A 21,306-nucleotide genomic window follows, 5' to 3' on the forward strand; every position below is an offset into this window, starting at 1 on the left:
AAATTATCTGGACGTTCGGTCACTTTAAGACGTGGACGTGTCGGACGAGCGAGCGATGGACGCGGCGTTCGAACCGCTCGGCGACGGTCCAGCCCGCCCCGCGGGCGGCGTCGCTCCACGTCCGGTCGGCGACGAGCACGCAGCGCGGCGCGACGCGTCGAGCCTCGCCTAGCGCACCGGAAACGAGGGGGCGGAGTTCGCCCTCGATGCGCGACTGCCTGCCGTAGGGCGCGTCGAAGACGACGGCGTCCGCACGGCCGTCGGCGAGTGGTAGGCGGGCCGCGTCCGACCGGAAGAGGTCCCAGCGGCCGCTCTCGGGATACGCTGTCCGATCGGGATGACCGTCGCCGTCGAGGGCGTACTCGAGGTTCTCCCGCGTCCCGCGAACCATCTTTTCCTGTGCGTCGCCGCCGACCGCGCGCGCGCCGACCAGCCCGGCCTCCAAGAGGAGCCCGCCGGTCCCGCACATCGGGTCGACGACGGTCGCACCGGGTCGCGCCCCGGCGACGTTGACCAGCGCGCGGGCCTCCAGCGGGTCCATGCTCCCGGGCTGGAAGAACGGCCGGTCCGTGGGCTGGCGGTCGCCGAAGTCCCGCACCGACTCGGTTTCGAGCCAGCCGAGCGCACAGCAGGCCTCGCCGGAACCATCTTCGTCGTCGCCCGTCGGGTCCGCGAAGTAGGCGTACAGCGCGTGCTCGGGCGCGTCGAGGTCGACGGCGAAGCCGCGGTCGGTGAGGACGCCGCCGAGCGTTCGCTCTGCCTGTTGGGTGTCGACCCCGGTACTCGCCCGCACGTCGACGGCCCGCACCGCGACCGTCCCCTCGCGGTCGATAGTCGCGGCGTCCAACAGCGCGCGGGCGCTCTCGACCGTCGGGTCCGCGGTCCCCACCAGTTCGCAGGCCCGGCGAGTGTAGGCGAGATAGCGCGCCCGCTCCGTGACGCCGCGGGCGGTGGCGAGGCCGGGCGCGAGCACCGACACGTCGCTGGCCGCGCTCGCGGCCTCGCACGCCGCGAAATCGTCGTCCTGTCCGCCGAGTTCGAGGACGTACACGCCCGAGCGGTGTGGGCGCGCGGGTATGAGCGTGCCGGTCGCCGACGCCCACGCCCCCCGTTTTAGGACGAATCTGATAGGCAGCCAATCGTTTCGGCGCGCTGACTGGCAGCCGATGCCATGAACCTTTATAAACCTTAAATACGTGCTTTAAGTCGAGACATGGTTGACCCCAAGGAAACCATCAACATCGAAAACGTCGTCGCCTCGACCGGAATCGGCCAGGAGCTCGACCTTCAGAGCGTGGCGATGGACCTCGAGGGTGCCGACTACGACCCCGAGCAGTTCCCCGGACTCGTCTACCGCACGCAGGAACCGAAGTCCGCGGCGCTCATCTTCCGTTCCGGGAAGATCGTCTGTACCGGCGCGAAGTCCACCGACGACGTCCACCAGAGTCTGCGCATCGTCTTCGATAAGCTCCGCGACCTGAACATCCAGGTGGACGACGACCCCGAGATCGTCGTCCAGAACATCGTCACGAGCGCGGACCTCGGGCGGAACCTCAACCTCAACGCGATCGCGATCGGCCTCGGGCTGGAGAACATCGAGTACGAGCCCGAGCAGTTCCCCGGCCTCGTCTACCGCCTCGACGAACCCGACGTCGTCGCCCTGCTGTTCGGCTCCGGGAAACTCGTCATCACCGGCGGGAAGAAGCCCGAGGACGCCGAGGAGGCCGTCGACAAGATCGTCTCCCGGCTCGAGGAGCTCGGCCTGCTCGACTGAACTGCGGTCGGCCGGTCCGCGCCGTCCAGCCAGCAGAACACAACGCACAAGCGCCACGGTTCCGAACCGCAGGTATGCTTCAGGCCGGCACGCCGAGTCTGACCGGTGGCGGACTCCTCGCCATCGTCGTCACCCTGTTGCTGACGTGGGCGTTCTACGCCGTCACGCTCCACCTGGCGGCGACCTTCTTCATCGGCGAGACGCCGTCTCAGTTGGCCGCGAAGGCGGCGATCGTCCCCGCTATCGTCTCGCTGTTGCTCCAGTCCTACGGCGTCGAGACGGGCATCGTCTCGCCGAGCCTGGGCGTCCTCGTGGTGATAGTCGCCACGATGCTGGCCGACGGCATCGCCATCAGTTTCGTCTATCGGCTCTCGACCCGGTCGACGGCCCCGCTGGTCGTCTTACACTTCGCCTTCGCGGCGGTGCTCGGGTTCGCGCTCAACAACATCTTCGGACTGATCTAAGATGCAGGGAAACGACCGCTCCATCGTCACGTTCACCGGCGTCTCGCACGCCCTCGTCCACACGTACGAACTCTCGATCCCCATCTTCGTCGTCGTCTGGCTGGAGACGCTGCCGGTGACGACGGCGCTGTTGGGCACTATCACCGCTATCGGCTACGGCCTGTTCGGCGCGGGGGCGCTCCCCGGCGGGGTCCTCGCCGACCGCTACGGCGCGAACAGCCTCGTCACCGCGGGGCTGGTCGGGATGGGGGCGTCCTTCCTCCTGTTGAGCGTCGCGCCGGGCGTCCTCACCATCGCGGTCGCTCTCGGCCTGTGGGGTCTCTCGGCCAGCGTCTACCACCCCGCGGGGCTGGCGCTCATCTCCACCGGCGTCGAGGAGCGGGGCACCGGCTTCGCCTACCACGGGATGGCCGGCAACGCCGGCATCGCCGCCGGCCCGCTCCTGACCGCGCTCCTCCTGCTGGCCTTCGACTGGCGAATCGTCGCCGGCCTGCTCGTCCTGCCCGCGGTCGTCGCCGTCGCGTACGCCCGAACGGCTGAGTTCGACGAGATGGCCGCCGTCAGCGCCGATGGGGGTGAATCGAGCGAACCGCCGTCCTCGCTCGGCGGGTTCTTCGCGGACACGCGGGCGCTGTTCACCGTCGGGTTCACCATCGTCATGCTCGTCGTGATGATGAACGGCCTGTTCTATCGAGGGACGCTGACCTTCCTCCCCGAGGTGCTCGGGGAGTTCCTCCCGCCGGTCGGCGAACTACTCGGCGTGTTCGAACCCGATAGCGCGCTGGCCGCGGAGTTCGACCTGGCGTACTACTTCTACGTCGGCCTGCTGTCGGTCGGCATCGCCGGCCAGTACGTCGGCGGGAAGCTCACCGACCGCATCTCCATCCCGGTCGGCCTGACCGCGATATTCGCCGGTCTCGCCGCCATCGCCGTCGTGTTCGTCCCCGCCGCGGAGGCCGGACTGGGGCCGCTGCTGGCCGTCAGCGCCGCCCTCGGTTTCGTCCTGTTCACCCTCCAACCGGTGTATCAGGCGTCCATCGCCGAGTACAGCCCGCCGGGCGACCGAGGGCTCTCGTATGGCTACACCTACCTGACGAACTTCGGCGTCGGGGCCGCCGGCGCGGCGATCGCCGGCTACCTCCTGTCGACGGTCGGCGCGGACGGCACCTTCCTCGGACTGGCCGTCTTCCCCGCGCTCGGGCTCGTCTTCGCGGCGACGCTCTGGTGGCTGGACGAGTAGGAGAACCCCCGAAACGAGGGCAGAATCGCGGGGAGAAGACATTTATATAGTCATTCTGACGATAAAATCGTGAAGCGCCGCCCTTTCCTCGCCTCGATCACCGCAGCAACCGCCAGCGGGGTGGCCGGCTGTCGCGGCACCGCCTCGAAACCGGACGGCTGTCCGACGTCACGGGGATACGACATCGAACGGCCCGAGAATCTGACGGCTACGACCGCGAAGTCGTTCGTGGAGCGGTACGAGCGGGCGTATATCCGGGACATGACGTTTCCAGCGGGTGCGAAGGATACGATAACGTCGCCCGGGGAGGTCGACGTGACACGGCACGCGGGCGGCTACGCGGTCCGAATTACGATGGACTTCGGGTACTGCGTGGCGAGTGACCAACCGACCGCCGAGACACCGCGGCCCGATCCGACGATGGTATGCGCCGACGGCCGGTCGTCGGCGCTCTACTACGTCGACGGCATGGTCGTCCGTCGGACTGATCGACCGACCGAGGAGACGAACCCGCAAAACGGCGGGTTGCTGGAGTGTGAGTAGCGGCTGCATTTCTCGCTGGAACGAAGCGTATCGGCCAAACAGTTTTCCGCGCCAGCCCCCCGTATCCGCGCATGGACAGCCAGCCGAATCTGGACCGGTTCGCGTCCCGTCGGTCGACGGCCTACGGGACGCGCGGCGTCGTCGCCACGAGCCAACCGCTCGCCGCCGAGGCGGGCATCGACGCGCTTCGAGCGGGCGGCAACGCCTTCGACGCGGCGGTGGCGACGGCGGCGACGCTCAACGTCGTCGAGCCGATGAGCACGGGCCTGGGCGGGGACGCCTTCGCGCTCTACCGCACCGCCGAGGGCGACGTGGGCGCGATGCGGGCCTGCGGCGGCGCGCCCGAGGCGGCGACGCTAGAGCGGACGCGGGAGGCCGTCACCGAGCAAGAGGGCGGAAATCCGGCGGACGCCGAGATGCCCGAGCGCGGGCCGCTGGCGGTGACGGTGCCCGGCGCGCCGCGCGGATGGGAGGCCACCGTCGAGCGCTTCGGCCGGCTCTCGCTCGCCGACGCGCTCGAGGACGCGATCCACCACGCCACCGAGGGGTTCCCGGTGAGCGAGGTCATCGCGTCGGCGTGGGCGCTCTGTGAGCCGGAGCTACGCAACGACGCCGCCCGCGAGCAGTACCTCGTCGACGGCGAGCGAGCGCCCGAGGTCGGCGAGCGGATGCGGCTGCCGGAGTTCGGCGAGACCCTCGAGACGCTGGCCGCCGAGGGCGCGGACCCGTTCTACGAGGGCGAGATCGCCGAGCAGATCGTCGAGACGGTGCAGGACGCCGGCGGCCTGCTGGAACGGTCGGACCTCGAAGCCTTCGAGGTGGAGTTCCCCGACCCGGTCTCGACGACCTACGGCGGTACGTCGGTGTACGAACTTCCGCCGAACAACCAGGGCCTCATCGCGCTGGAAGCCCTGAATATCGCCGACGCGGTGGGCGTCCCCGAAGCGGAGAGTTCAGTCGAGCGCACCCACCTGCTCGCCGAGTCGATGAAACTCGCGTTCACCGACGGCCACCGATACATCACTGACCCCGACTACGAGGAGATCCCGCCGCTCCAGTCGAAACGGTGGGCCGAAGAGCGCGCCGGAGCCGTGGACGAGGCGGCCATCGAGAGCCCCGACGTGGGGATGCTCGACTCGCCGGCGGAGGACGCCGACACCGTCCTGTTGACCGTCGCCGACGGCGAGGGCAACGTCGTCTCCTTCATCAACTCCCTGTTCATGGGCTTCGGGAGCGGGCTGGTCGCCGACGATACCGGTCTCACCCTCCAGAACCGCGGCGCGTCGTTCTCGCTGGACGCCGACCATCCGAACCGCATCGAACCCGGCAAGCGGCCGTTCCACACGCTGATTCCCGGCCTCGCGCGGTTCGGCGAGGACGACTGGGCGGCCTTCGGCGTCATGGGCGGGTACATGCAACCGCAGGGCCACGTGCAGGTGCTCTCGAACCTGCTGGACCGCGAGATGCCCCTGCAGGCGGCGCTGGACGAACCGCGCTGGCGCTACCGCGAGGACGGGACGCTGGCCGTCGAGGCCCGCTTCGACGGCGACGCGCAGTCGAAACTCGTCCGCCGCGGTCACGACGTGCGCGTGGACGTGCCGCTCCAGTTCGGCGGCGCGCAGATCGCGCGGTGGAACGACGGCGTCCTCTCGGGTGCGACCGAGCCGCGGAAGGACGGGACCGTGGACGTGTACTGAGCGGAGAAGGCGGGAAAACCGCTACGTCACTCGACCAACCGCTCGATCTCGGTCACGAGCACGTCGCTCGCGCCGACCCCCTTGAGGTCGTTGATGGTCTCGAAGACGTCGCTGTCGTCGACGACGGCGTGGACCGCCACGTCGTCCGAGCCGGCGATGTCCATCACCGTCGGGCCACCCATCCCCGGCAGCACGTCTTTCACGTCGTCTAAGGCTTCGTCGGGAACGTTCATCATGAGATACCGCTTCCCCTCCGCCGAGAGGACGGAGTGAAGGGCCATCTTGACCTGCTGGACCTTCTCGTCGTCGGCCACGTCCTCGCGGGCGAACAGGCGCACGGAGGATTTCAGTACCTCGTCGACGATAGCCAGTCGGTTCATCCGCAGGGTGGTCCCCGTCGAGGTGATGTCGATGATGCCGTCGGCGATGTCGACGTGCGGCGTGAGTTCGGTCGCGCCCGAGACCTCCGCGATGTCCACTTCGACGTCGAGTTCGGCGAAGTAGTTCCGGGCGATGTTGGGGAACTCCGTGGCGACGGTCCCGCCGTCCAAGTCGTAGACGGTCTCGATGTCGCCGTCTTCGGGCGCGGCGAGGACGAGGCGACAGCTCCCGAATTCGAGGTCGAGCAGTTCCTCCAAGTTTCCGGGGTCGGCCTCTCGAACCTGGTCGAGACCGGTGATACCGACGTCGGCGGCCCCGTCGGAGACGTATTCGGGGATGTCCGCCGCGCGGGCGTAGAGGACGGTCACCTCCGGGTCGACGGTGTCGGCGTACAGCTGTCGGTCGGCTCCGTCGACGATGTGGAGACCGGCCCGTTCGAGTAAGTCCTCCGCCGGGTCGTGCAGGCGGCCCTTGTTGGGGACGGCGATGCGCATACGCCCCCTGCGACGGCGCGGGTCAACTGTCTTTCCCCTCGCGGTTCGGGACCCGGCGAACTAAGAGCGGGGGCGTCTAACCCCGCGCCATGACCGAACTCCTCGTCACCGGCGGGCAGGTCCTCCGCCCCGATATGACAGTCGAACGCGCCGACGTCCTCGTCGATCAGGACGACGGCGAGATACTGGCCGTCGAATCCCCCGGCGAACTCGCTGGCGACGACGAGCTCGACGCGGGCGACGGCCTCGTGGTGCCCGGCCTGGTCAACGCCCACACGCACGTCGCGATGACCCTGCTTCGAGGCTACGCCGACGACAAACCACTTGATGCGTGGTTACAGGAGGACATCTGGCCCGTCGAGGGCGAACTGACTCCCGAGGACGTGCGGGTCGGCGCGGAACTCGGCCTCGTCGAGATGGTGAAGTCGGGGACGACGGCGCTGTCGGACATGTACTTCCACGTCGAGGAGATAGCGGCGGCCGTCGAACAGGCGGGCGTTCGGGCCGCTCTGGGCCACACCGCCGTCACCGTCGGCAAGGACGAGGAGGGCGCACGCGACGACGTTCGACAGAGCCTGGAGACCGCCCGTGACCTCGACGGCGCGGCCGACGGCCGCATCAGCACGACGTTCCAGCCCCACAGCCTGACCACCGTCGGCGAGCGGTACCTCCGCGAGTACGTCCCCGAGGCGAACGCCGCGGAGTTGCCCGTCCACCTCCACGCCAACGAGACCACCGACGAGGTCACGCCCATCGTCGATGAACACGGGCTGCGACCGCTCGAATACGCCGACGACGTGGGCCTGCTCGCAGAAGACTCGTTCCTCGCCCACTGCGTGCACGTCGACGAGACTGAGATCGACCTGTTGGCCGAAACGGGGACCGGCGTCGCTCACTGCCCGGCCTCGAACATGAAACTCGCCAGCGGGATGGCTCCGGTCCAGCGGCTCCTCGACGCGGGCGTCACCGTCGGCATCGGGACCGACGGCGCGGCCTCGAACAACGATCTCGACATGTTCGACGAGATGCGCGACGCCGCGATGATCGGGAAACTCGCCGCCGACGACGCCAGCGCCGTCGCCGCCGAGACGGTCGTGGAGATGGCGACCGAGAACGGGGCCGAGCTGCTCGGCATCGACAGCGGCCGCATCGAACCCGGTGCGAACGCCGACCTCGCGGTGCTCTCGCTGGATTCGCCCCATCTGACGCCGGCCCACGACCTCGTCTCGCATCTGGCCTACGCCGCCACCGGGAGCGACGTTCGCCACACCGTCTGTGACGGCGAGGTACTGATGCGCGACCGAGACGTGACGGTCTTCGACGAAGAGGCGGTTCGGGAGCGGGCACAGGCGCACGCGGACGCGGTCGTCGACCGCGCGTCGAATTGAAAGATAAACGTCCAGAATAGATTTTAAACTCTCTCGGCCGGTTAGCGCCGTCGATATCACCGATGGAAACCCGGCTGAACGGAGTGAACGAGAGTACGGGTTTATTGCCAGATACCGTCTCGCTACTGACGAGATGCGCACCAAACTACTCGCACTGACCGCTGCGATCGGCATGGTCCTGTTCGCCGTCGGACCCGGCGTCGCCACCGCGGCCGCCGGGACGACGGACGATGGAACGCTGGCCGTCGGGGTCAGTCAGGCAGGGAACCAAGAAGCGACGGTGACCGTCACGGACGACGACACCGCCGTCGAGAACGCGTCGGTGAGCGTCGAGGCGCTCGACAACGGCACGTACGCGGGCACCGGCGACTACGCGACCGGCGAGAACGGCACGGTCGAGCTGTCCGCCCCCGAGGAGAACGTCACCGTCGAAGTGACCGCGACCGTCGGCAACGAGACGGCGACGACGACGGCCGAGCTGACCGCCGACGCCGAGGAGACGACCGGGAGCTTCGGCGCTCGCGTCTCGTCGTTCGTCCGGTACCTGCTCCAGCACGGTTCGACCAACATCGGCCCGGAGGTCGCCGAGTTCGTGACCCAGAACAACCCCGGCAACGCTCCTGACCACGCCGGCCCGCCCGAAGACGCGGGTCCCGAACGCGCGAGCGCTGAGGGCGAGAACGCGAGCGACGGGAACGAGACCGCCGCCGAACGGAGAGGCGAGCGTGGCCCGTCGGAGCGCGCGAACGCCCCCGAAGAGCGCGGACAGCGCGGTGAGCAGACGAACGCGAGCGAAGGCGAGGAGAACGAGACCGAGGAAACCGAGGCGGAAGCGAGCGAGGAAGCGGACGCTGACGAAGAAGCGACCGAGGAAGAGACCGACGGCGAGGACGCTGACGGCGGCTCGAACGACGACGACAGCGGCCCGCCGGCCCACGCGAACGGGAACGGCGACGGTCGCTGAACCCGCTTCGGTATCGTTTTAGGAACACTGGCCGTCTTCCCGGGCATGACAGCCCCTATTTCTGAGCGACTCGACGACGTGGAGGCGGCCCGCGAGTCGGGCCGGCGGAAGATGGACTGGGCGGCCCAGCACATGCCCATCTGCGCGTCGCTGCGCGAGGAGTTCGAGACCGACCAGCCCTTCGCCGGCGAGCGGATCGGTATGGCGATGCACGTCGAGGCGAAGACGGCGGTGCTCGCCGAACTGCTGGCCCAGGGCGGCGCGGAAGTCGCTATCACCGGGTGTAACCCGCTCTCGACGCACGACGACGTGAGCGCGGCGCTGGACGCGGTGGATGGCGTCACCTCCTACGCCGAACGCGGCGTCGACGACGAGGAGTACTACGCCGCTATCGAGGCCGTCATCGACCACGAACCCACGATTACGGTCGACGACGGGATGGACCTCGTCGCGGCGATTCACGAGGACTACCCCGATCTCATCGACACCATCGCCGGCGGGGCCGAGGAGACCACCACCGGCGTCCACCGCCTGCGCGCGATGGATGCGGACGGCGAACTCGACTATCCGGTGTTCGCGGTCAACGACACGCCGATGAAGCGCCTCTTCGACAACGTCCACGGCACCGGCGAGTCCTCGCTGGCCTCCATCGCCATGACGACGAACCTCTCGTGGGCCGGCAAGACCGTCGTCGTCGCCGGCTACGGCCACTGCGGGAAGGGCGTCGCGAAGAAGGCCAGCGGGCAGAACGCCGACGTGGTCGTCACCGAGGTCGAACCCCGCCGCGCGCTCGAAGCGCACATGGAGGGGTACGACGTCATGCCGATGGCCGAAGCGGCCGAAGAGGGCGACGTGTTCATCACGACCACCGGGAACCGGGACGTCATCGTCGAAGACCACTTCGAGAACATGCAGGACGGCGTTCTGCTGGCGAACGCCGGTCACTTCGACGTGGAGATCAACTTAGAGGCCCTCTCGGAGATGGCCGCCGACACCTACGAGGCCCGCGACGGCGTGCAGGCCTACGAGATGCCCGACGGTCGCCGCCTGAACGTGCTCGCCGAGGGTCGACTGGTGAATCTGGCGACGCCCATCGCGCTGGGCCACCCGGTCGAAGTGATGGACCAGAGCTTCGGGATTCAGGCCGTCGTCGTCCGCGAACTGGTCGAGAACGGCGACGCCTACGACGCCGGCGTCCACGACGTACCTGATAGGTTGGACAAGGAAGTCGCCGAAGTGAAGTTGGCCGCCGAGGGCGTCGATTTCGACGGGCTGACGGACGAACAGGCCGAGTATATGGATTCGTGGCAGCACGGGACGTAGGGAGGTTCTGAGCGGAGCGAAGAACCTCCGAAAGCGACGCGGCGACCGCAGGGAGCCGCGAGCAGGAGAGTCACTCCGAACGGAGTGAGTGACTTCGATGAGTCGAACGGATAGTTTCGTCGGTCGAGAAGCGGCGGTTTCCGTCGGCTGTGGTCTACGACGTGGACGCCTCGTTTCTGAAATTCGATACTTCTCCGGACACGGAGACGTGTTGTTGTTCGTCGATATCCAGCCGAAGCGTCAGCGTCGCCAACCGGACTGGTTCGGGCGTTTCGACGATATCTTGATGTCGATACGTCCCTGCAGGTAGACACGACTCGGCCTCGGCGGCCGTGTAAATGTCATACTTTCCGGAGAGTTGGGCTCCGGGAGTGAGTTCCCGATACTCCAGCGAACTCTGAATCCCGTCTCGCCCGTCCTCAGGATAGCGCCAGCACCCTGCTGACGTTCGTACAGGGTCACCGCGTAATACCCCGCGAGATTCCGGGTCGAGAACGAGCGTGTCCGTTCGGACTACGTTTTCTTCGGGGACTGTGTCACTGAAGAGGAGTGTTGGACCGAATCCGAGACTGATTGTGCTATTCCCGCTATTCGTAAGCGTCGCCGCCACCCTTGCCGGTGCGTCGGCCGACGATTGGCGCAGAACCTCGCCTGTAAGTTTCAATTCTGGCTGTTGCTGGGCCGTGGGTTCCGGTGACCGCGTCGCGGGTACGCCTGAAGTCGGTGACGTGCACCCAGCGAAACCGCCACTGAGTGCGACACCGGCTAGTTGGAGAGCGGACCGTCGAGAGAGATGCATACGTCGTCGTTTCTACCGACTGGTAAATGCTTTCTCCGTATCGGGCGATTCGTAGACAACAGTGTAAGAGAACCGGCCTGCGGTATCACGAGATCCTCCTCAGTCGGCCGGCGTCGCGACCTCGGTCGCGTCGGCGTCGCCGTCGTCCTCGACGACGCCGCCGAGCCAGCCACCGTGGAGGAAGAAGGCGACGGCGGCGACGGTAGCGGCGACGTTGGAGGCCGCGATGCCGTACCACGCGCCCGTCGCGCCCATGCCGAGGACGACGACGAGGAACGCCGCGGCGGCGGCGCGGAAGCCCCACATCGTCACCAGTCCGAGGGCCATCGAGAGGCGGGTCGAGCCGGCACCGTGGAACGCGCCGTTGATCATGTGGAAGACCGCCATGACGGCCCACGTCGGGGCGACGATGCGGACGAACGTCGCGCCGTGGTCGACGACGCTCCCCGCTCGCTCGCCGGTGATGAACACGCCGACGATGGCGGGGGCGAAGTGGACGGCGAGCGCCCCGGCGACGACGAACGTCACCACCAGAATGGCGCTGGCGAGCAGGACCGTCCGTCGGGCGCGCTCTCGCTCCCCGGCTCCGAGGTTCTGGCCGACCACCGTCTCGACGGCCATCCCCATGCCGATCATCGGGAGCCAGACGAGCGAGGTGAAGCGGCTGCCGATGCCGTAGGCGGCGACGGCGTCGGCGCTCACGAGGGCGACCAGTGCAGTCATGACGGTGACCGACAGCGCCTGCGTGCTCTGTTCGACACTGAGCGGGCCGCCGACGCTGACGAGTTTCCGCATCGTCTCGGGGTCGGGCCGGAGGTCAGCGAGCGACAGCTCGATGCCGACGCGGCCGGTGAAGAGGAGCCAGAAGCCGACGCCGGCGGCGAGGCCCCTGGAGAACACCGTCGCGATGGCCGCGCCCTCGACGCCCAAGCCCGTGAATCCCGTCGCGGCGAGCGCGCTGGCACCCAGTTCTTCGAGACCGAGCCACACCAGTAGCGGGTTGTCCGCGAAGCCGAGGATGAGGATGGGGTCTAAGACGACGTTGAGCGCGACGCTGCCGACCATCAGGTACATCGGCGTCTTGGTGTCGCCCCAGCCGCGGAGCAGGGCGTGGAAGATGAAGAAACCGAAGAGGAAGTACAGGCCCAGGAAGACGTAGCGGGTGTACGTGACCGCCATCTCGTGGATGGCCGTGCCGGGCTGGGAGCCGATGAGCGCGAGCAGGTGCGGCGTCACCAGGTAGCCGACGACGGAGATGACCACGGAGAGCGCGGTGACGAAGACGAACGTCTGCCCGGCGACGTGGCTCACCTGCGCGTCGTTCTCCGCGCCGGTGTGCTGGGAGATGAGGATGGTTCCGGCCGCGGCGATGCCGCCGCCGACGCTCACCAGCAGGAAGACGATGGGCCACGAGAACGAGAGCGCGCTCACGGCGTCGCGACCGAGGCGGCCGACCCAGAAGGTGTCGGCGAGGTTGTAGAGCGTCTGGAGGAGCTGCGTCGCCACTAGCGGCGCGGCAAGCGCCAACAGGGGACGGAGGAGACTGCCCCGCGTGAACCGCTCCGCCTGCTCGCTCGTCGCCGTCACCGGCACCACCGCCGGGGCGAGAAGAGACCGAACATGATACTGACTGGTCGGTCAGTCAGTATAGCCGTTGCGTGAGTACGGTACGCTCTCGCACACGAGCGTTTTAGCCGGCGGAGACGGTCGACTCGCGATCGTCGGCCTCGTCCGCGTCGTCCTCGACGACGGAGTCGTCCCAGTTCCCGAAGACGAACCACGCGGCGACGATGGCGGCGGCGGCGACGTGGGAGACGGCGACTCCCCACCAGACGCCGGCAGCGCCCATACCGAGGACGGTGATGAAGACGAGCGTGGGTGGGATGCGAAAGAGCCACTGAGAGGTGATCGAGAACGCCAGCGCGGTGCGCGTGCTGCCGGCCCCCCGGAAGGCGGCGTTGAAGAGGTGGAACAGCCCCATGAACACGTACGTCGGGCCGATGATGCGGAAGTAGTCGGCCCCCATCGACAGGATCTCGGGGTCGGTCCGGCCCGCGTCGAAGAACGAGGCGACGATGGCCGCGGCGAAGGCGTAGGCCCCGGCGCTGGCGAGCAGGAAGAGACCGCCGCCGAGACCGGCCGCCAGGAGGACGGACCGCCGGGCGCGGGCCGTCTGGTCCGCGCCGAGGTTCTGTCCCACCGCCGTCTCGACGCCCTGTGCGAGACCGACCGCGGGGAGGTAGACCAGCGTGTTGATGCGGTTGCCGACGCCGTAGGCCGCGACGGCGTTGGTGCCGACCATCGCCACGAGGACGGTCATCCCGGTGTAGGCCAGCGAATCCGCCGACCGTTCGAGCCCGGCGGGACCGCCCACGTCGAGTATCTTCCGGACCGTCTCGCGGTCCGGCCGAAGATCCGAAAGCGAGAGAGCGATGCCCAACCGACCCGAGAAGAGGAGCCAGAAGCCCGCGATCGCCGCCCCGCCGCGGGCGATGACGGTGGCGATGGCCGCCCCCTCGACGCCCATGCCGGCGAAGCCCGTCAGGTCGTACAGCGTCGCTTCGAGACCCGTCAGCCCGGCCATTTCAAAGACGACGTTATCGTCGAACCCGAGCACGAAGAAGGGGTCGAGCACGGCGTTTGCGAGGACGCTGCCGAGCATCAGGTACATCGGCGTCTTCGTGTCGCCCCAGCCCCGCAGGATGGCCTGAAACGCGAACGCGCCGAACATGAACGCCGTCCCGGCGAAGACGATGCGGGTGTAGTCGACGGCCATCGCGTGAATGGCCGACCCCGGCGTCGTTCCGACGTAGGGCAGCAAAATCGGGGCGACGAGAAACCCGACCGCAGAGAGAAAGCCCGAGACGGCGGCCGTGACCGCTATGGTCTGTCCGGCGACGGTCCGCACTCGCTCCTCGTTGCCCGCGCCGCGGTGCTGAGAGACGAGAACCGTGCCGGCGATGGTCAGCCCGCTCCCGAGCGAGATGGTCACGAAGATGAAGGGGAGCGAGTAGGTCAGCGCCGCGACCGCCTCGCCGCCCAGCTGGCCGACGACGAACGTATCGACGAGGTTGTACGCGACCTGGAGGAGTTGCGTGCCCACGAGCGGCAGGGAGAGGGCCAACAGCGGACGCAGGAGCGCCCCCTCGGTCAGATCCACGGAGCGGTCGGTCTCTGGCACGTCCGACCCTACATAGACGCGAAGTGATAATTCATCTGGATTGGTCCGACCCGGGACGGCAAATTTATTCGCCCACGTCCGAAACGCCAGTCCATGCAGCCGCTCCACGCACGCTACCCGTTCCTCGAAGGGGCACGCGAGGCCGTCGAGGCCGCTGCGGTCGATCTGAGCGAGGTCGTCGCCACCGACGATACCGTCACGCAGCGGGCGCTGGAGCGGGTCGAACGTGCCATCACGGACGGCACCGTCGGCGAGCCGCACCGCCGGACCCGCGTCGAACTGCTGTCCTATCCGGTGGCGCGGGTCCTCGTCTCGCTGGTCGACCAGCACGTCTGTACCCGCAAGTACGCTCGCGCGGAGGCCGAGACGGCCCACGGGCGGTTCGCCGAGGAGTTCGAACAGACGACGGAGTTCAAGTCCACGCGGAGCGAGCGCGTCGAGCTGCGCGACCTCCTCGCGGAGTTCGACCTCGCGGCGTCGGTCTACGAGGCAGAGGACGGCTACTGGGTGGACGTGGGGACCTACCTCGACTTGGCGGCCGACCAGCGGGGCGACGAGTGGCGACTGGTCAACCGGCCGCTCGCCGACGGCCGGGTTCGCGTCGCCGCCGCCGACCTCCACGTCCTGTTGAAACAGGCCATCCGCCACCGCGTCGAGGACGGGTTGCCCTTCGACGTGCCCGACGTCATCGCCGACGAACTCGACGAGGAGGTCGAACGGCTCCGCGAGGTGCTCGCCGACCTCGACCTGACCCGCGAGATCGACACCGTCGTCCCCGAGATGTTCCCGCCCTGTATGCAAGCGTTGCTCGATCAGGTCCAGAAAGGTGAGCACCTCGAGCACCACTCACGGTTCGCCATCGCCGCCTTCCTCACCAGCATCGGGATGACGACCGACGAGATCGTCGACCTCTTTCAGGTCAACCCCGGATTCGGCGAGGAGGCGACCCGCTATCAGGTCGACCACATCCGCGGCGACACCAGCCCGACGGAGTACTCGACGCCGGCCTGTTCGACCATGAAGTCCTACGGCGACTGCGTCAACATGGACGACCTCTGTAAGCGCATCTCGCACCCGATGGCCTACTACGAGAAGAAGCTGGACGACGCCGACGACGACGAACTGGTGGACTGGCGAGAGGAGAACGGCGAGGACGAGGCCGACGCTTAGAACCGCTGTCGTTCCATCCAGACGCCGGCGGCGAGCATCACGACGATGAACAGCCCGATAGCCCCGACGATAGCGACGCCACCCTGGTCGGTCAGCCCCCCGTTGCTCGCGTAGTTCGTGGAGACGAAGACGGCGGCGGCGACGAAGACGACCAGCGCGGCGCTGGAGATGACGATCTGCATAACTGCCTCCCGATCGAGTTCCATGTGGCGCGCTACCTCCGGCCCGGCCAAAAGAGTGTCGAAGCGGCCCGGAGAGAGGCGTTCTGCCGCTCGCCCGGGCGAGAGATTTACGTCCGTAGAGGCCCTACGTTTCGACTGGACACACCGAGAAAAACAGCCGTGTCCGACAGCTATGACGCTACTCAAGCCAACATCCGATTCGGAGCCGACCGCACTCGCACCGGACCCCAGTACGCTGTCCTCGCGCGCCGTCCGCGCCTGGACCGAACGGATGGCCGTCCGGAAGCGACGAGACGGGACCTACGCGGTCACGACCGAGAGCGGCCACACGTACGTCGTCGACTTGCGCGAGCACTCCTGTACCTGTCCCGACTACGAGATTCGCGGCGAGCGGTGTAAACACCTCCGCCGGGTCGCCATCGAGATTACCGCCCGCAGACTCGCGCCGCCGGGCCGCCAACGCGCCCGCTGTGACGTCTGCGAGGAGGTGACGTTCGTCCCCGAGGCGGTCGAACCGCCGCATCTCTGTGGCAACTGTCGCGTCGCGCCGGGCGACATCGTCGTCGACCGCGAGACCGGCGACAGCCTCGTCGTCGCCGACGTGCTGACCGAGCGAGCGGACGAGTACGTCATCGAAGCCACCGGAAAGACCGTCGCCGAACACGACACCAACGACGGCTACCCCACCGACGACGTCGTGGTCGAGGTGACGTACCTCGGCGACGCCGCGCGGAACGAGAACCCGCGCCGCTACGCGTTCCCGTACTCCCGACTCAATCACACCGAGGCGGAGCTGGTCGGGTAGGCGAAAGACTTCGCGCTGCTCAGACTCTCGCTACTGCTCGCAGGTCGTTCCTCTCCACTCGCGCTTCGAGGGCCGGCTCCCCCACTATCGTTCGGTCGTCGCCCCTCGCTACTCTAACATGTGGGCCGCTTCGTCTTTCTCCAAATCGCCGCGCTCGAACGCCGAGAGGATATCGAGCACCGCCTGGTCCGGCCCGTCGTCGGCCACCTCGTCTAAGGTGACCTTCCGCGTGTCGCCGACGAACTCCGCGAAGTCCGTCCCGTCGGCGATGGCCGTCTCCTTCTTGACGCGGTAGTTGCCGCCGTCGGTCGTGTAGAGGTCGCCCGGATGGAAGAAGTACCACTCCTCGCGGTCGAAGCGGACGCCGACGCGGGGTTTCGCGCCGAAGTTTCGCGCGAAGAACAGCAGCGCCTCGATCTCCTCGCCGGTCAGATAGATCGGGTCGCCGGCGCTGGATTTCGCCTCGATCGCGTAGAACGTCTCGCCGTCGCCGGTCAGCACGTCGGGCAGTTCGCGTTCGGTCGCGCTGCCGCTGGCCGGCGCTCGCATCACCGCGAATCCCGCCTCGTCCAAGGCGTTGACGAGTTCCCGCTCGCGGCGGTCCCCCTTCGCGTTCGAATTTGCCATTAGCGTCCGTTTAGCGGTCGCGGTTAAAAATGGCACGCGGCTAGCGGAAGTGATCGTTCGGGACGGCACGGTGACAGACAGCTGGAAAGTCCCCGTTACTCACGAGTCGCTTCGCTCACGGCTCCGCCGTTCGCGTTCGAGGGCCGCGTGGTTCGAGAGAGCGTTGCTCTCTCGTCATCTGTTCTCTAGCGTCTCTCCCGTCCGTTCACAGGTTCGTGGGACTCTGCGAGTCCTACGCTCGTCACGAAAGACCGCCGGTCTTTCGAACGACTACACGCATCCCTCGCTACTCACGGCTCCCTACGGTCACCGTTCGTTTCGTCGAGGGACTTCGCTTCGCTCAGTCCCTCGCTACTCCTCCGCTCGCTCCTCGATCTCCCGAATGACTTCCGCGGTCTCGCCGCCGTCGCTTCGCACCGCCTCCGCGTAGCGGCGGTACTCCTGCGGTGAGACCCGCACCGTCTTCGACTCGCCCTCGTGGGTGAGTTCCAGTCGGACCGTTCCCTGCGGGTTGTTCCGGGTGCGGAAACTCGCCATCGCGGTGAAGACGAACCAGAAGGACAGCGACGCGCCGACGAAGTACGCCATCGCCGTCTCGAAGGCCAGCGTCTCCGCGCCGGTCGTCCAGCGGCCCGGATAGGCGTACTGGAAGACGGCGATGCCGACCAGACAGCAGAGGGTGCCGACGCCGACGCCGAACCGCTCGCGGCGGTTCGACGGAAGGACGGCGACGACGGCGAGGAACATCGCCGGAATTCCCAGTCCGCCGAGCGTCCCGGCGAGTTTCTCGGCGGCCCGGATGTCGGTGGCCCCCATCCAGTCCGACAGCGGCGTCGTCACCAGCAAGACGCCGACGACGACGGCGGTCGCACCGAGGAGACCGAGGACGACCCCGGCGAAGACGCGGCGCGGGTCCCGCCCCTCGTCGCGGCGGGGACCGTAGGCGTCTCCGAGGCTCTCCATGGCACGGGGTTGTTCCCCATCCCACAAAACGATACGTCAGACGCGCGTCGGACTGGAGACGGCCCGCAGGACGCTGTTCCCGGCCCGACACAGCGTTCCGAGGTGGTCGGCGTCGACTGTTTCGAGCGTCGCCTCGGGCAGGGCCGCGGCCAGTCGCTCGCCGGTCGAGGGGGCGACGTTCGTGTCTCGCTGTCCTTGAAAGACGGTCACCGGGACGGTCACCTCCTCCAAGTCGAACGGCCACGGTCGGGCGAGCAGCCCCAGTTCTCGCACGACCCCGTCGGGACCGTCGGCCATCGCCTCCAGCACGTCGGCCCGGACGAGGCGGGCCACCTCGTCGGCCGACAGCGCGTCCGTCGCCGGAGCGCCGTCGGCGACGAGCGAGCGGGCGAACGACGGGTCGCGGCGGGCGAGCGCCCATCGTTGGCCTCGAAGGAGGAGCGAGACCACCGGCGGGGCGTATCGAGCCAGCGTACCGAGAAGCCGCTGTGTCCGGCCGGTGTCGCTGATTCCCGGCGGGCCGCTCCCGCCGACCAGCGCGATTCGAGCGACGCGCTCCAGTCGGTGACACGCCAGCGCGAACGGCGCGCCGCCGGAGAAGCCGACGACGTTCGCGGCGTCGACGTCGAGGGGGTCCAACAGCGCGGCGACGTCGGCCGGCCATCCCTCGATGCCGACGCTCGCGTCGTCCGAGCGGCCGATGCCCGGTCGGTCGGGCGCGACGAGACGAAGCCCCCGCTCGGCGGCGGGTTCGTCGAGAAGGCGGCCCAGCAGCCGCGACCCGGGCGTCCCGTGCGCGAAGATGACCGGCGTGCCCTCGGGGTCGCCGTAGGTCGCGTAAGCGACCCGTCGACCGTCGACAGTGAGAGAGGAAGGGGCGGGGGCGTCGGCCGGCGTCCAGTCGCTGACGGGGAGCATCGGAGCCTATCGAAGGTGGTGGGTTTACTCGCTCTGGATGCGCGGCGCGAGCATGTAGGTGACGCGACCTTCGCCCTCAGCGAAGTTGAAGTGCATCTTGACCGGGAACTCCTCGCCCAGTTCCATCTCGACCTCGGCGTCTTTCGGGATGGCCTTGTTCATGTTCTTCAGGTAGTCTAACGAGAACAGGGAGTGGGCGTCGCCGGCGGTGAGGTCGATGAGGTCGTCCCGGGTGAGTTCGAGGTGGACGTCGTCGGTGTCGCCCTCGGCGTCGACGTAGAACAGTTCGTCGGTGGCGTTCACGCCCAGCGCGATGTGATCGGAGACCATGTCGGCGGCCGTGACCGCGCGGTCGATGTCACGGCCCTCGATGACGATGTGAGCCGGCAGGTCGAGGTCCGGTAGGTCCGGTTCCTGTCGGATGGAGTCGGGGTCGATGAGCGCGAGCGTGTATTCGAGTCCGTCGATGGCGATGTGGAGTTTGCGCGTCTCCTCGTCTAAGTCGAGGTGGACCAGCTGGCCGGAGTCGGCCATGCCGGCGATGTCTTCCAGTCGAGAGAGATTGACACCGATGAGTCCGCCGTCGGTCTCGTAGGATTCGAACGCCGCCGCGTCCAGTCGGAGGTCGACCATGCCGACGTTGGCCGGGTCGACCGCCCGGATCTCCAGCCCGTCGTCTTCGAGGTGGATCTTGCATTCGTCCACCAGCACGCTCACAGAGTCGAGAGCCGCCTGGAGCGTGTCCGCGCTCACAATGGCGTTGAACATCTTGAACCGGGCTACGCCCCCATGCATTAAAAAGCCCCTCATTGAATCCGCGTGCGCGTGCGACCCCCAATCAGCGGACGGCGAGGTCTCTCGAACGACGGACGCGCTATCGAATACGCCTCGCAGGCCGCTTGCATTTGCGAGTTCAGGCCTTTTCCAAACAGAGGAACAAACTGTCGCCAGCATGACGACAACGGACGACTCCTCGCGGTCCTACTCGCGTCGTGAGGTGCTGGCTGCAACGGGAACCGTCGTCGGCGGGACGCTCGCGGCGTCCGGGCAGGCGGCGGCACAGTCGACGAGGAAGGCCGTCATCGCCGACGGGTCGGCGACCGAGAACGACATGACGGGCTTCTTCGTCCACGTCGGTCAGACCACCGACCCGACAGACGCCCAGGTCGCCGATAGCTGTGAGTTCGCCGACTGGCCGGCCGAGGAGACGAGAACGTACGACGTGAAGCTCATCGACCGGGGACGGCCCGACTACGAACAGTACTCGCGGTCGCTGTACGTCGACAACTCGACGGAGGTCCCGCCCGGCACTCTCTTCGTCATCAACTCGCAGGAACAGTGCACCGACGGGTACGTCGGCATCCGTCTCGAACGCCTCGGGTCGAGCCAACTCGAAGCCGCCGTCAGCGGCGACGTCCGTACCGCGACGGCGTCGGGCGGAGACGGTGGCGGCGATGGCGGGAGCGGGGCGGCCGGGCCGGGTTTCGGCGTCGTCGCCACCGTCGCCGCCGCGCTCGGCTACGGTGCGCTCCGCGGCGAGTAGAACCCGGAGAACGACACCCATAACCGCCTCGGCGGGTTATTCGGGGCAAATGAGCCGGAAAGACGAATACTACAACAAGGCCAAGCAGCAGGGCTATCGCGCCCGCTCGGCCTACAAGCTCCAGCAGCTCGACGAGACGGCCGGACTGTTAGGCGAGGGCCGCACCGTCGTCGACCTCGGGGCCGCGCCGGGCGGCTGGTTACAGGTCGCCGCCGAGCGCGTCGGCGAACGCGGGACCGTCGTCGGCGTCGACCGCCAGCGAATCGACCCGCTCGACGACCCCGAACCCGCCGTCGAGTACGTCCGCGGCGACATGACCGACGAGAGCACGAAGGATCAGATTCGAGACGTCGTCGGCGGCGCGGACGACAGGCGCGGCGGCCCCGTCGACGTGGTCGTCTCCGACATGGCTCCGAACATGAGCGGCGAGTACGACTTAGACCACGCTCGCTCGGTCCACCTCGTGCGACAGGCCTTCGAGGTGGCGACGGACCTCCTCGATTCGGGCGGGGACTTCGCCGCGAAGGTCTTCGACGGCCAGGACTTAGACGACCTGATAGCCGACATCGAACCGGAGTTCGAGTACGTCCGCGAGGTCCGTCCGGACGCCTCCCGGGACTCCTCCTCGGAGCTGTATCTGGTGGCGAAACACCGCCTGACCGCGCCCGTCCGCGAGGGCGACGTGGTGGAGGTGACCATCGAGGACATCGGCGAGGAGGGCGACGGCATCGCCAAGGTCGAGGGGTTCACCGTCTTCGTGGGCGGCGTCGAGGAAGGCGAGACGGTCGACGTGCGCGTCGGTGACGTGAAACCGCGCTACGCGTTCGCTCAGCCGGCGGAGTAGGGACGT

Annotated in this window: 21 protein-coding genes; 12 read left to right on the forward strand and 9 right to left on the reverse strand. The window is 67.8% G+C overall.

Features of this window, described 5'->3' with window-relative positions; all coding sequences use genetic code 11:
• Positions 1 to 19: 19 nt before the first annotated feature.
• Positions 20 to 1,051, reverse strand: coding sequence for a TIGR01177 family methyltransferase (locus EGH23_RS13140; protein ID WP_220580447.1), 1,032 nt, complete (start codon positions 1,049 to 1,051; stop codon positions 20 to 22).
• Between the two features lie 162 nt (positions 1,052 to 1,213).
• On the opposite strand from EGH23_RS13140, the gene EGH23_RS13145 reads away from it, so the two are divergent.
• From EGH23_RS13145 to EGH23_RS13165, 5 genes are all read left to right on the forward strand, one after another.
• Positions 1,214 to 1,774 (forward strand): TATA-box-binding protein, encoded by a 561-nt coding sequence (locus tag EGH23_RS13145; RefSeq protein WP_162318351.1) that lies wholly within the window; start codon positions 1,214 to 1,216, stop codon positions 1,772 to 1,774.
• Between the two features lie 74 nt (positions 1,775 to 1,848).
• Positions 1,849 to 2,238, forward strand: coding sequence for a DUF7473 family protein (locus EGH23_RS13150; protein WP_220580448.1), 390 nt, complete (start codon positions 1,849 to 1,851; stop codon positions 2,236 to 2,238).
• 1 nt (position 2,239) lies between these two features.
• Positions 2,240 to 3,478, forward strand: coding sequence for an MFS transporter (locus tag EGH23_RS13155; RefSeq protein WP_220580449.1), 1,239 nt, complete (start codon positions 2,240 to 2,242; stop codon positions 3,476 to 3,478).
• A 69-nt stretch (positions 3,479 to 3,547) separates the two neighbouring features.
• On the forward strand, positions 3,548 to 4,021 hold the full coding sequence (locus EGH23_RS13160; protein ID WP_220580450.1) for a hypothetical protein: 474 nt from the start codon (positions 3,548 to 3,550) through the stop codon (positions 4,019 to 4,021).
• Between the two features lie 71 nt (positions 4,022 to 4,092).
• Positions 4,093 to 5,718 (forward strand): gamma-glutamyltransferase family protein, encoded by a 1,626-nt coding sequence (locus EGH23_RS13165; RefSeq protein ID WP_220580451.1) that lies wholly within the window; start codon positions 4,093 to 4,095, stop codon positions 5,716 to 5,718.
• Between the two features lie 26 nt (positions 5,719 to 5,744).
• Here the strand turns inward: EGH23_RS13165 and hisG are convergent, their stop codons facing one another.
• Positions 5,745 to 6,593, reverse strand: coding sequence for an ATP phosphoribosyltransferase (gene hisG, locus EGH23_RS13170; RefSeq protein ID WP_220580452.1), 849 nt, complete (start codon positions 6,591 to 6,593; stop codon positions 5,745 to 5,747).
• An 89-nt stretch (positions 6,594 to 6,682) separates the two neighbouring features.
• Between hisG and EGH23_RS13175 the strand changes: the two genes are divergently transcribed.
• The 3 genes from EGH23_RS13175 to EGH23_RS13185 all read left to right on the forward strand — a co-directional run bounded on the left by EGH23_RS13175 (position 6,683) and on the right by EGH23_RS13185 (position 10,268).
• Positions 6,683 to 7,981, forward strand: a complete 1,299-nt coding sequence (locus EGH23_RS13175; RefSeq protein ID WP_220580453.1) for an amidohydrolase — start codon at positions 6,683 to 6,685, stop codon at positions 7,979 to 7,981.
• 133 nt (positions 7,982 to 8,114) lie between these two features.
• Entirely contained in the window at positions 8,115 to 8,945 is an 831-nt protein-coding gene (locus EGH23_RS13180; RefSeq protein ID WP_220580454.1) for a hypothetical protein, read from the forward strand.
• 45 nt (positions 8,946 to 8,990) lie between these two features.
• Positions 8,991 to 10,268: an adenosylhomocysteinase gene (locus EGH23_RS13185; protein ID WP_220580455.1), complete on the forward strand. Its 1,278-nt coding sequence runs from the start codon at positions 8,991 to 8,993 to the stop codon at positions 10,266 to 10,268.
• An 898-nt stretch (positions 10,269 to 11,166) separates the two neighbouring features.
• Here EGH23_RS13185 and EGH23_RS13190 read toward each other — a convergent pair.
• Positions 11,167 to 12,663: an MATE family efflux transporter gene (locus tag EGH23_RS13190; protein ID WP_328765969.1), complete on the reverse strand. Its 1,497-nt coding sequence runs from the start codon at positions 12,661 to 12,663 to the stop codon at positions 11,167 to 11,169.
• A gap of 94 nt (positions 12,664 to 12,757) precedes the next feature.
• Positions 12,758 to 14,248: an MATE family efflux transporter gene (locus EGH23_RS13195; protein WP_220580456.1), complete on the reverse strand. Its 1,491-nt coding sequence runs from the start codon at positions 14,246 to 14,248 to the stop codon at positions 12,758 to 12,760.
• Positions 14,249 to 14,341: 93 nt separating this feature from the next.
• On the opposite strand from EGH23_RS13195, the gene priL reads away from it, so the two are divergent.
• On the forward strand, positions 14,342 to 15,418 hold the full coding sequence (priL, locus tag EGH23_RS13200; RefSeq protein WP_220580457.1) for a DNA primase regulatory subunit PriL: 1,077 nt from the start codon (positions 14,342 to 14,344) through the stop codon (positions 15,416 to 15,418).
• On the opposite strand, the gene EGH23_RS13205 is transcribed toward priL, so the two are convergent.
• Positions 15,415 to 15,624: a DUF7472 family protein gene (locus tag EGH23_RS13205; protein WP_220580458.1), complete on the reverse strand. Its 210-nt coding sequence runs from the start codon at positions 15,622 to 15,624 to the stop codon at positions 15,415 to 15,417. The two genes, priL and EGH23_RS13205, sit on opposite strands and share 4 nt — an antisense overlap.
• Positions 15,625 to 15,772: 148 nt before the next feature.
• On the opposite strand from EGH23_RS13205, the gene EGH23_RS13210 reads away from it, so the two are divergent.
• Positions 15,773 to 16,405, forward strand: a complete 633-nt coding sequence (locus tag EGH23_RS13210; RefSeq protein WP_220580459.1) for an SWIM zinc finger family protein — start codon at positions 15,773 to 15,775, stop codon at positions 16,403 to 16,405.
• Positions 16,406 to 16,513: 108 nt separating this feature from the next.
• Here the strand turns inward: EGH23_RS13210 and hjc are convergent, their stop codons facing one another.
• The 4 genes from hjc to EGH23_RS13230 form a co-directional block, all read right to left on the reverse strand.
• Positions 16,514 to 17,032, reverse strand: a complete 519-nt coding sequence (gene hjc / locus EGH23_RS13215) for a Holliday junction resolvase Hjc (protein ID WP_220580460.1) — start codon at positions 17,030 to 17,032, stop codon at positions 16,514 to 16,516.
• Positions 17,033 to 17,383: 351 nt separating this feature from the next.
• A complete protein-coding gene (locus EGH23_RS13220; RefSeq protein WP_220580461.1) occupies positions 17,384 to 17,995 on the reverse strand; it encodes a cell division protein CdpA domain-containing protein in 612 nt (203 codons plus the stop codon).
• A gap of 36 nt (positions 17,996 to 18,031) precedes the next feature.
• Positions 18,032 to 18,913, reverse strand: coding sequence for an alpha/beta fold hydrolase (locus EGH23_RS13225; RefSeq protein ID WP_220580462.1), 882 nt, complete (start codon positions 18,911 to 18,913; stop codon positions 18,032 to 18,034).
• A 24-nt stretch (positions 18,914 to 18,937) separates the two neighbouring features.
• Entirely contained in the window at positions 18,938 to 19,681 is a 744-nt protein-coding gene (locus EGH23_RS13230; RefSeq protein WP_220580463.1) for a DNA polymerase sliding clamp, read from the reverse strand.
• A 184-nt stretch (positions 19,682 to 19,865) separates the two neighbouring features.
• Here EGH23_RS13230 and EGH23_RS13235 point away from each other — a divergent pair, with 184 nt between their 5' ends.
• A complete protein-coding gene (locus EGH23_RS13235; protein WP_220580464.1) occupies positions 19,866 to 20,456 on the forward strand; it encodes a hypothetical protein in 591 nt (196 codons plus the stop codon).
• 49 nt (positions 20,457 to 20,505) lie between these two features.
• The gene (locus EGH23_RS13240; protein WP_220580465.1) at positions 20,506 to 21,300 is read left to right on the forward strand and encodes a 23S rRNA (uridine(2552)-2'-O)-methyltransferase; all 795 of its coding nucleotides are present in this window, start codon (positions 20,506 to 20,508) and stop codon (positions 21,298 to 21,300) included.
• Positions 21,301 to 21,306: the final 6 nt, after the last annotated feature.

Source organism: Haloarcula nitratireducens (assembly GCF_019599505.1).

What these genes read in the sequence shown, in the direction of transcription:
- hjc (WP_220580460.1), bottom strand. Translation starts at nt 17,032, where the DNA reads ATGGCAAATTCGAACGCGAAGGGGGACCGCCGCGAGCGGGAACTCGTC.
- EGH23_RS13150 (WP_220580448.1), top strand. Translation starts at nt 1,849, where the DNA reads ATGCTTCAGGCCGGCACGCCGAGTCTGACCGGTGGCGGACTCCTCGCC.
- EGH23_RS13185 (WP_220580455.1), top strand. Translation starts at nt 8,991, where the DNA reads ATGACAGCCCCTATTTCTGAGCGACTCGACGACGTGGAGGCGGCCCGC.
- EGH23_RS13220 (WP_220580461.1), bottom strand. Translation starts at nt 17,995, where the DNA reads ATGGAGAGCCTCGGAGACGCCTACGGTCCCCGCCGCGACGAGGGGCGG.
- EGH23_RS13165 (WP_220580451.1), top strand. Translation starts at nt 4,093, where the DNA reads ATGGACAGCCAGCCGAATCTGGACCGGTTCGCGTCCCGTCGGTCGACG.
- EGH23_RS13175 (WP_220580453.1), top strand. Translation starts at nt 6,683, where the DNA reads ATGACCGAACTCCTCGTCACCGGCGGGCAGGTCCTCCGCCCCGATATG.
- EGH23_RS13230 (WP_220580463.1), bottom strand. Translation starts at nt 19,681, where the DNA reads ATGTTCAACGCCATTGTGAGCGCGGACACGCTCCAGGCGGCTCTCGAC.
- EGH23_RS13210 (WP_220580459.1), top strand. Translation starts at nt 15,773, where the DNA reads ATGACGCTACTCAAGCCAACATCCGATTCGGAGCCGACCGCACTCGCA.
- EGH23_RS13205 (WP_220580458.1), bottom strand. Translation starts at nt 15,624, where the DNA reads ATGGAACTCGATCGGGAGGCAGTTATGCAGATCGTCATCTCCAGCGCC.
- priL (WP_220580457.1), top strand. Translation starts at nt 14,342, where the DNA reads ATGCAGCCGCTCCACGCACGCTACCCGTTCCTCGAAGGGGCACGCGAG.
- EGH23_RS13155 (WP_220580449.1), top strand. Translation starts at nt 2,240, where the DNA reads ATGCAGGGAAACGACCGCTCCATCGTCACGTTCACCGGCGTCTCGCAC.
- EGH23_RS13145 (WP_162318351.1), top strand. Translation starts at nt 1,214, where the DNA reads ATGGTTGACCCCAAGGAAACCATCAACATCGAAAACGTCGTCGCCTCG.
- hisG (WP_220580452.1), bottom strand. Translation starts at nt 6,593, where the DNA reads ATGCGCATCGCCGTCCCCAACAAGGGCCGCCTGCACGACCCGGCGGAG.
- EGH23_RS13240 (WP_220580465.1), top strand. Translation starts at nt 20,506, where the DNA reads ATGAGCCGGAAAGACGAATACTACAACAAGGCCAAGCAGCAGGGCTAT.
- EGH23_RS13225 (WP_220580462.1), bottom strand. Translation starts at nt 18,913, where the DNA reads ATGCTCCCCGTCAGCGACTGGACGCCGGCCGACGCCCCCGCCCCTTCC.
- EGH23_RS13180 (WP_220580454.1), top strand. Translation starts at nt 8,115, where the DNA reads ATGCGCACCAAACTACTCGCACTGACCGCTGCGATCGGCATGGTCCTG.
- EGH23_RS13235 (WP_220580464.1), top strand. Translation starts at nt 19,866, where the DNA reads ATGACGACAACGGACGACTCCTCGCGGTCCTACTCGCGTCGTGAGGTG.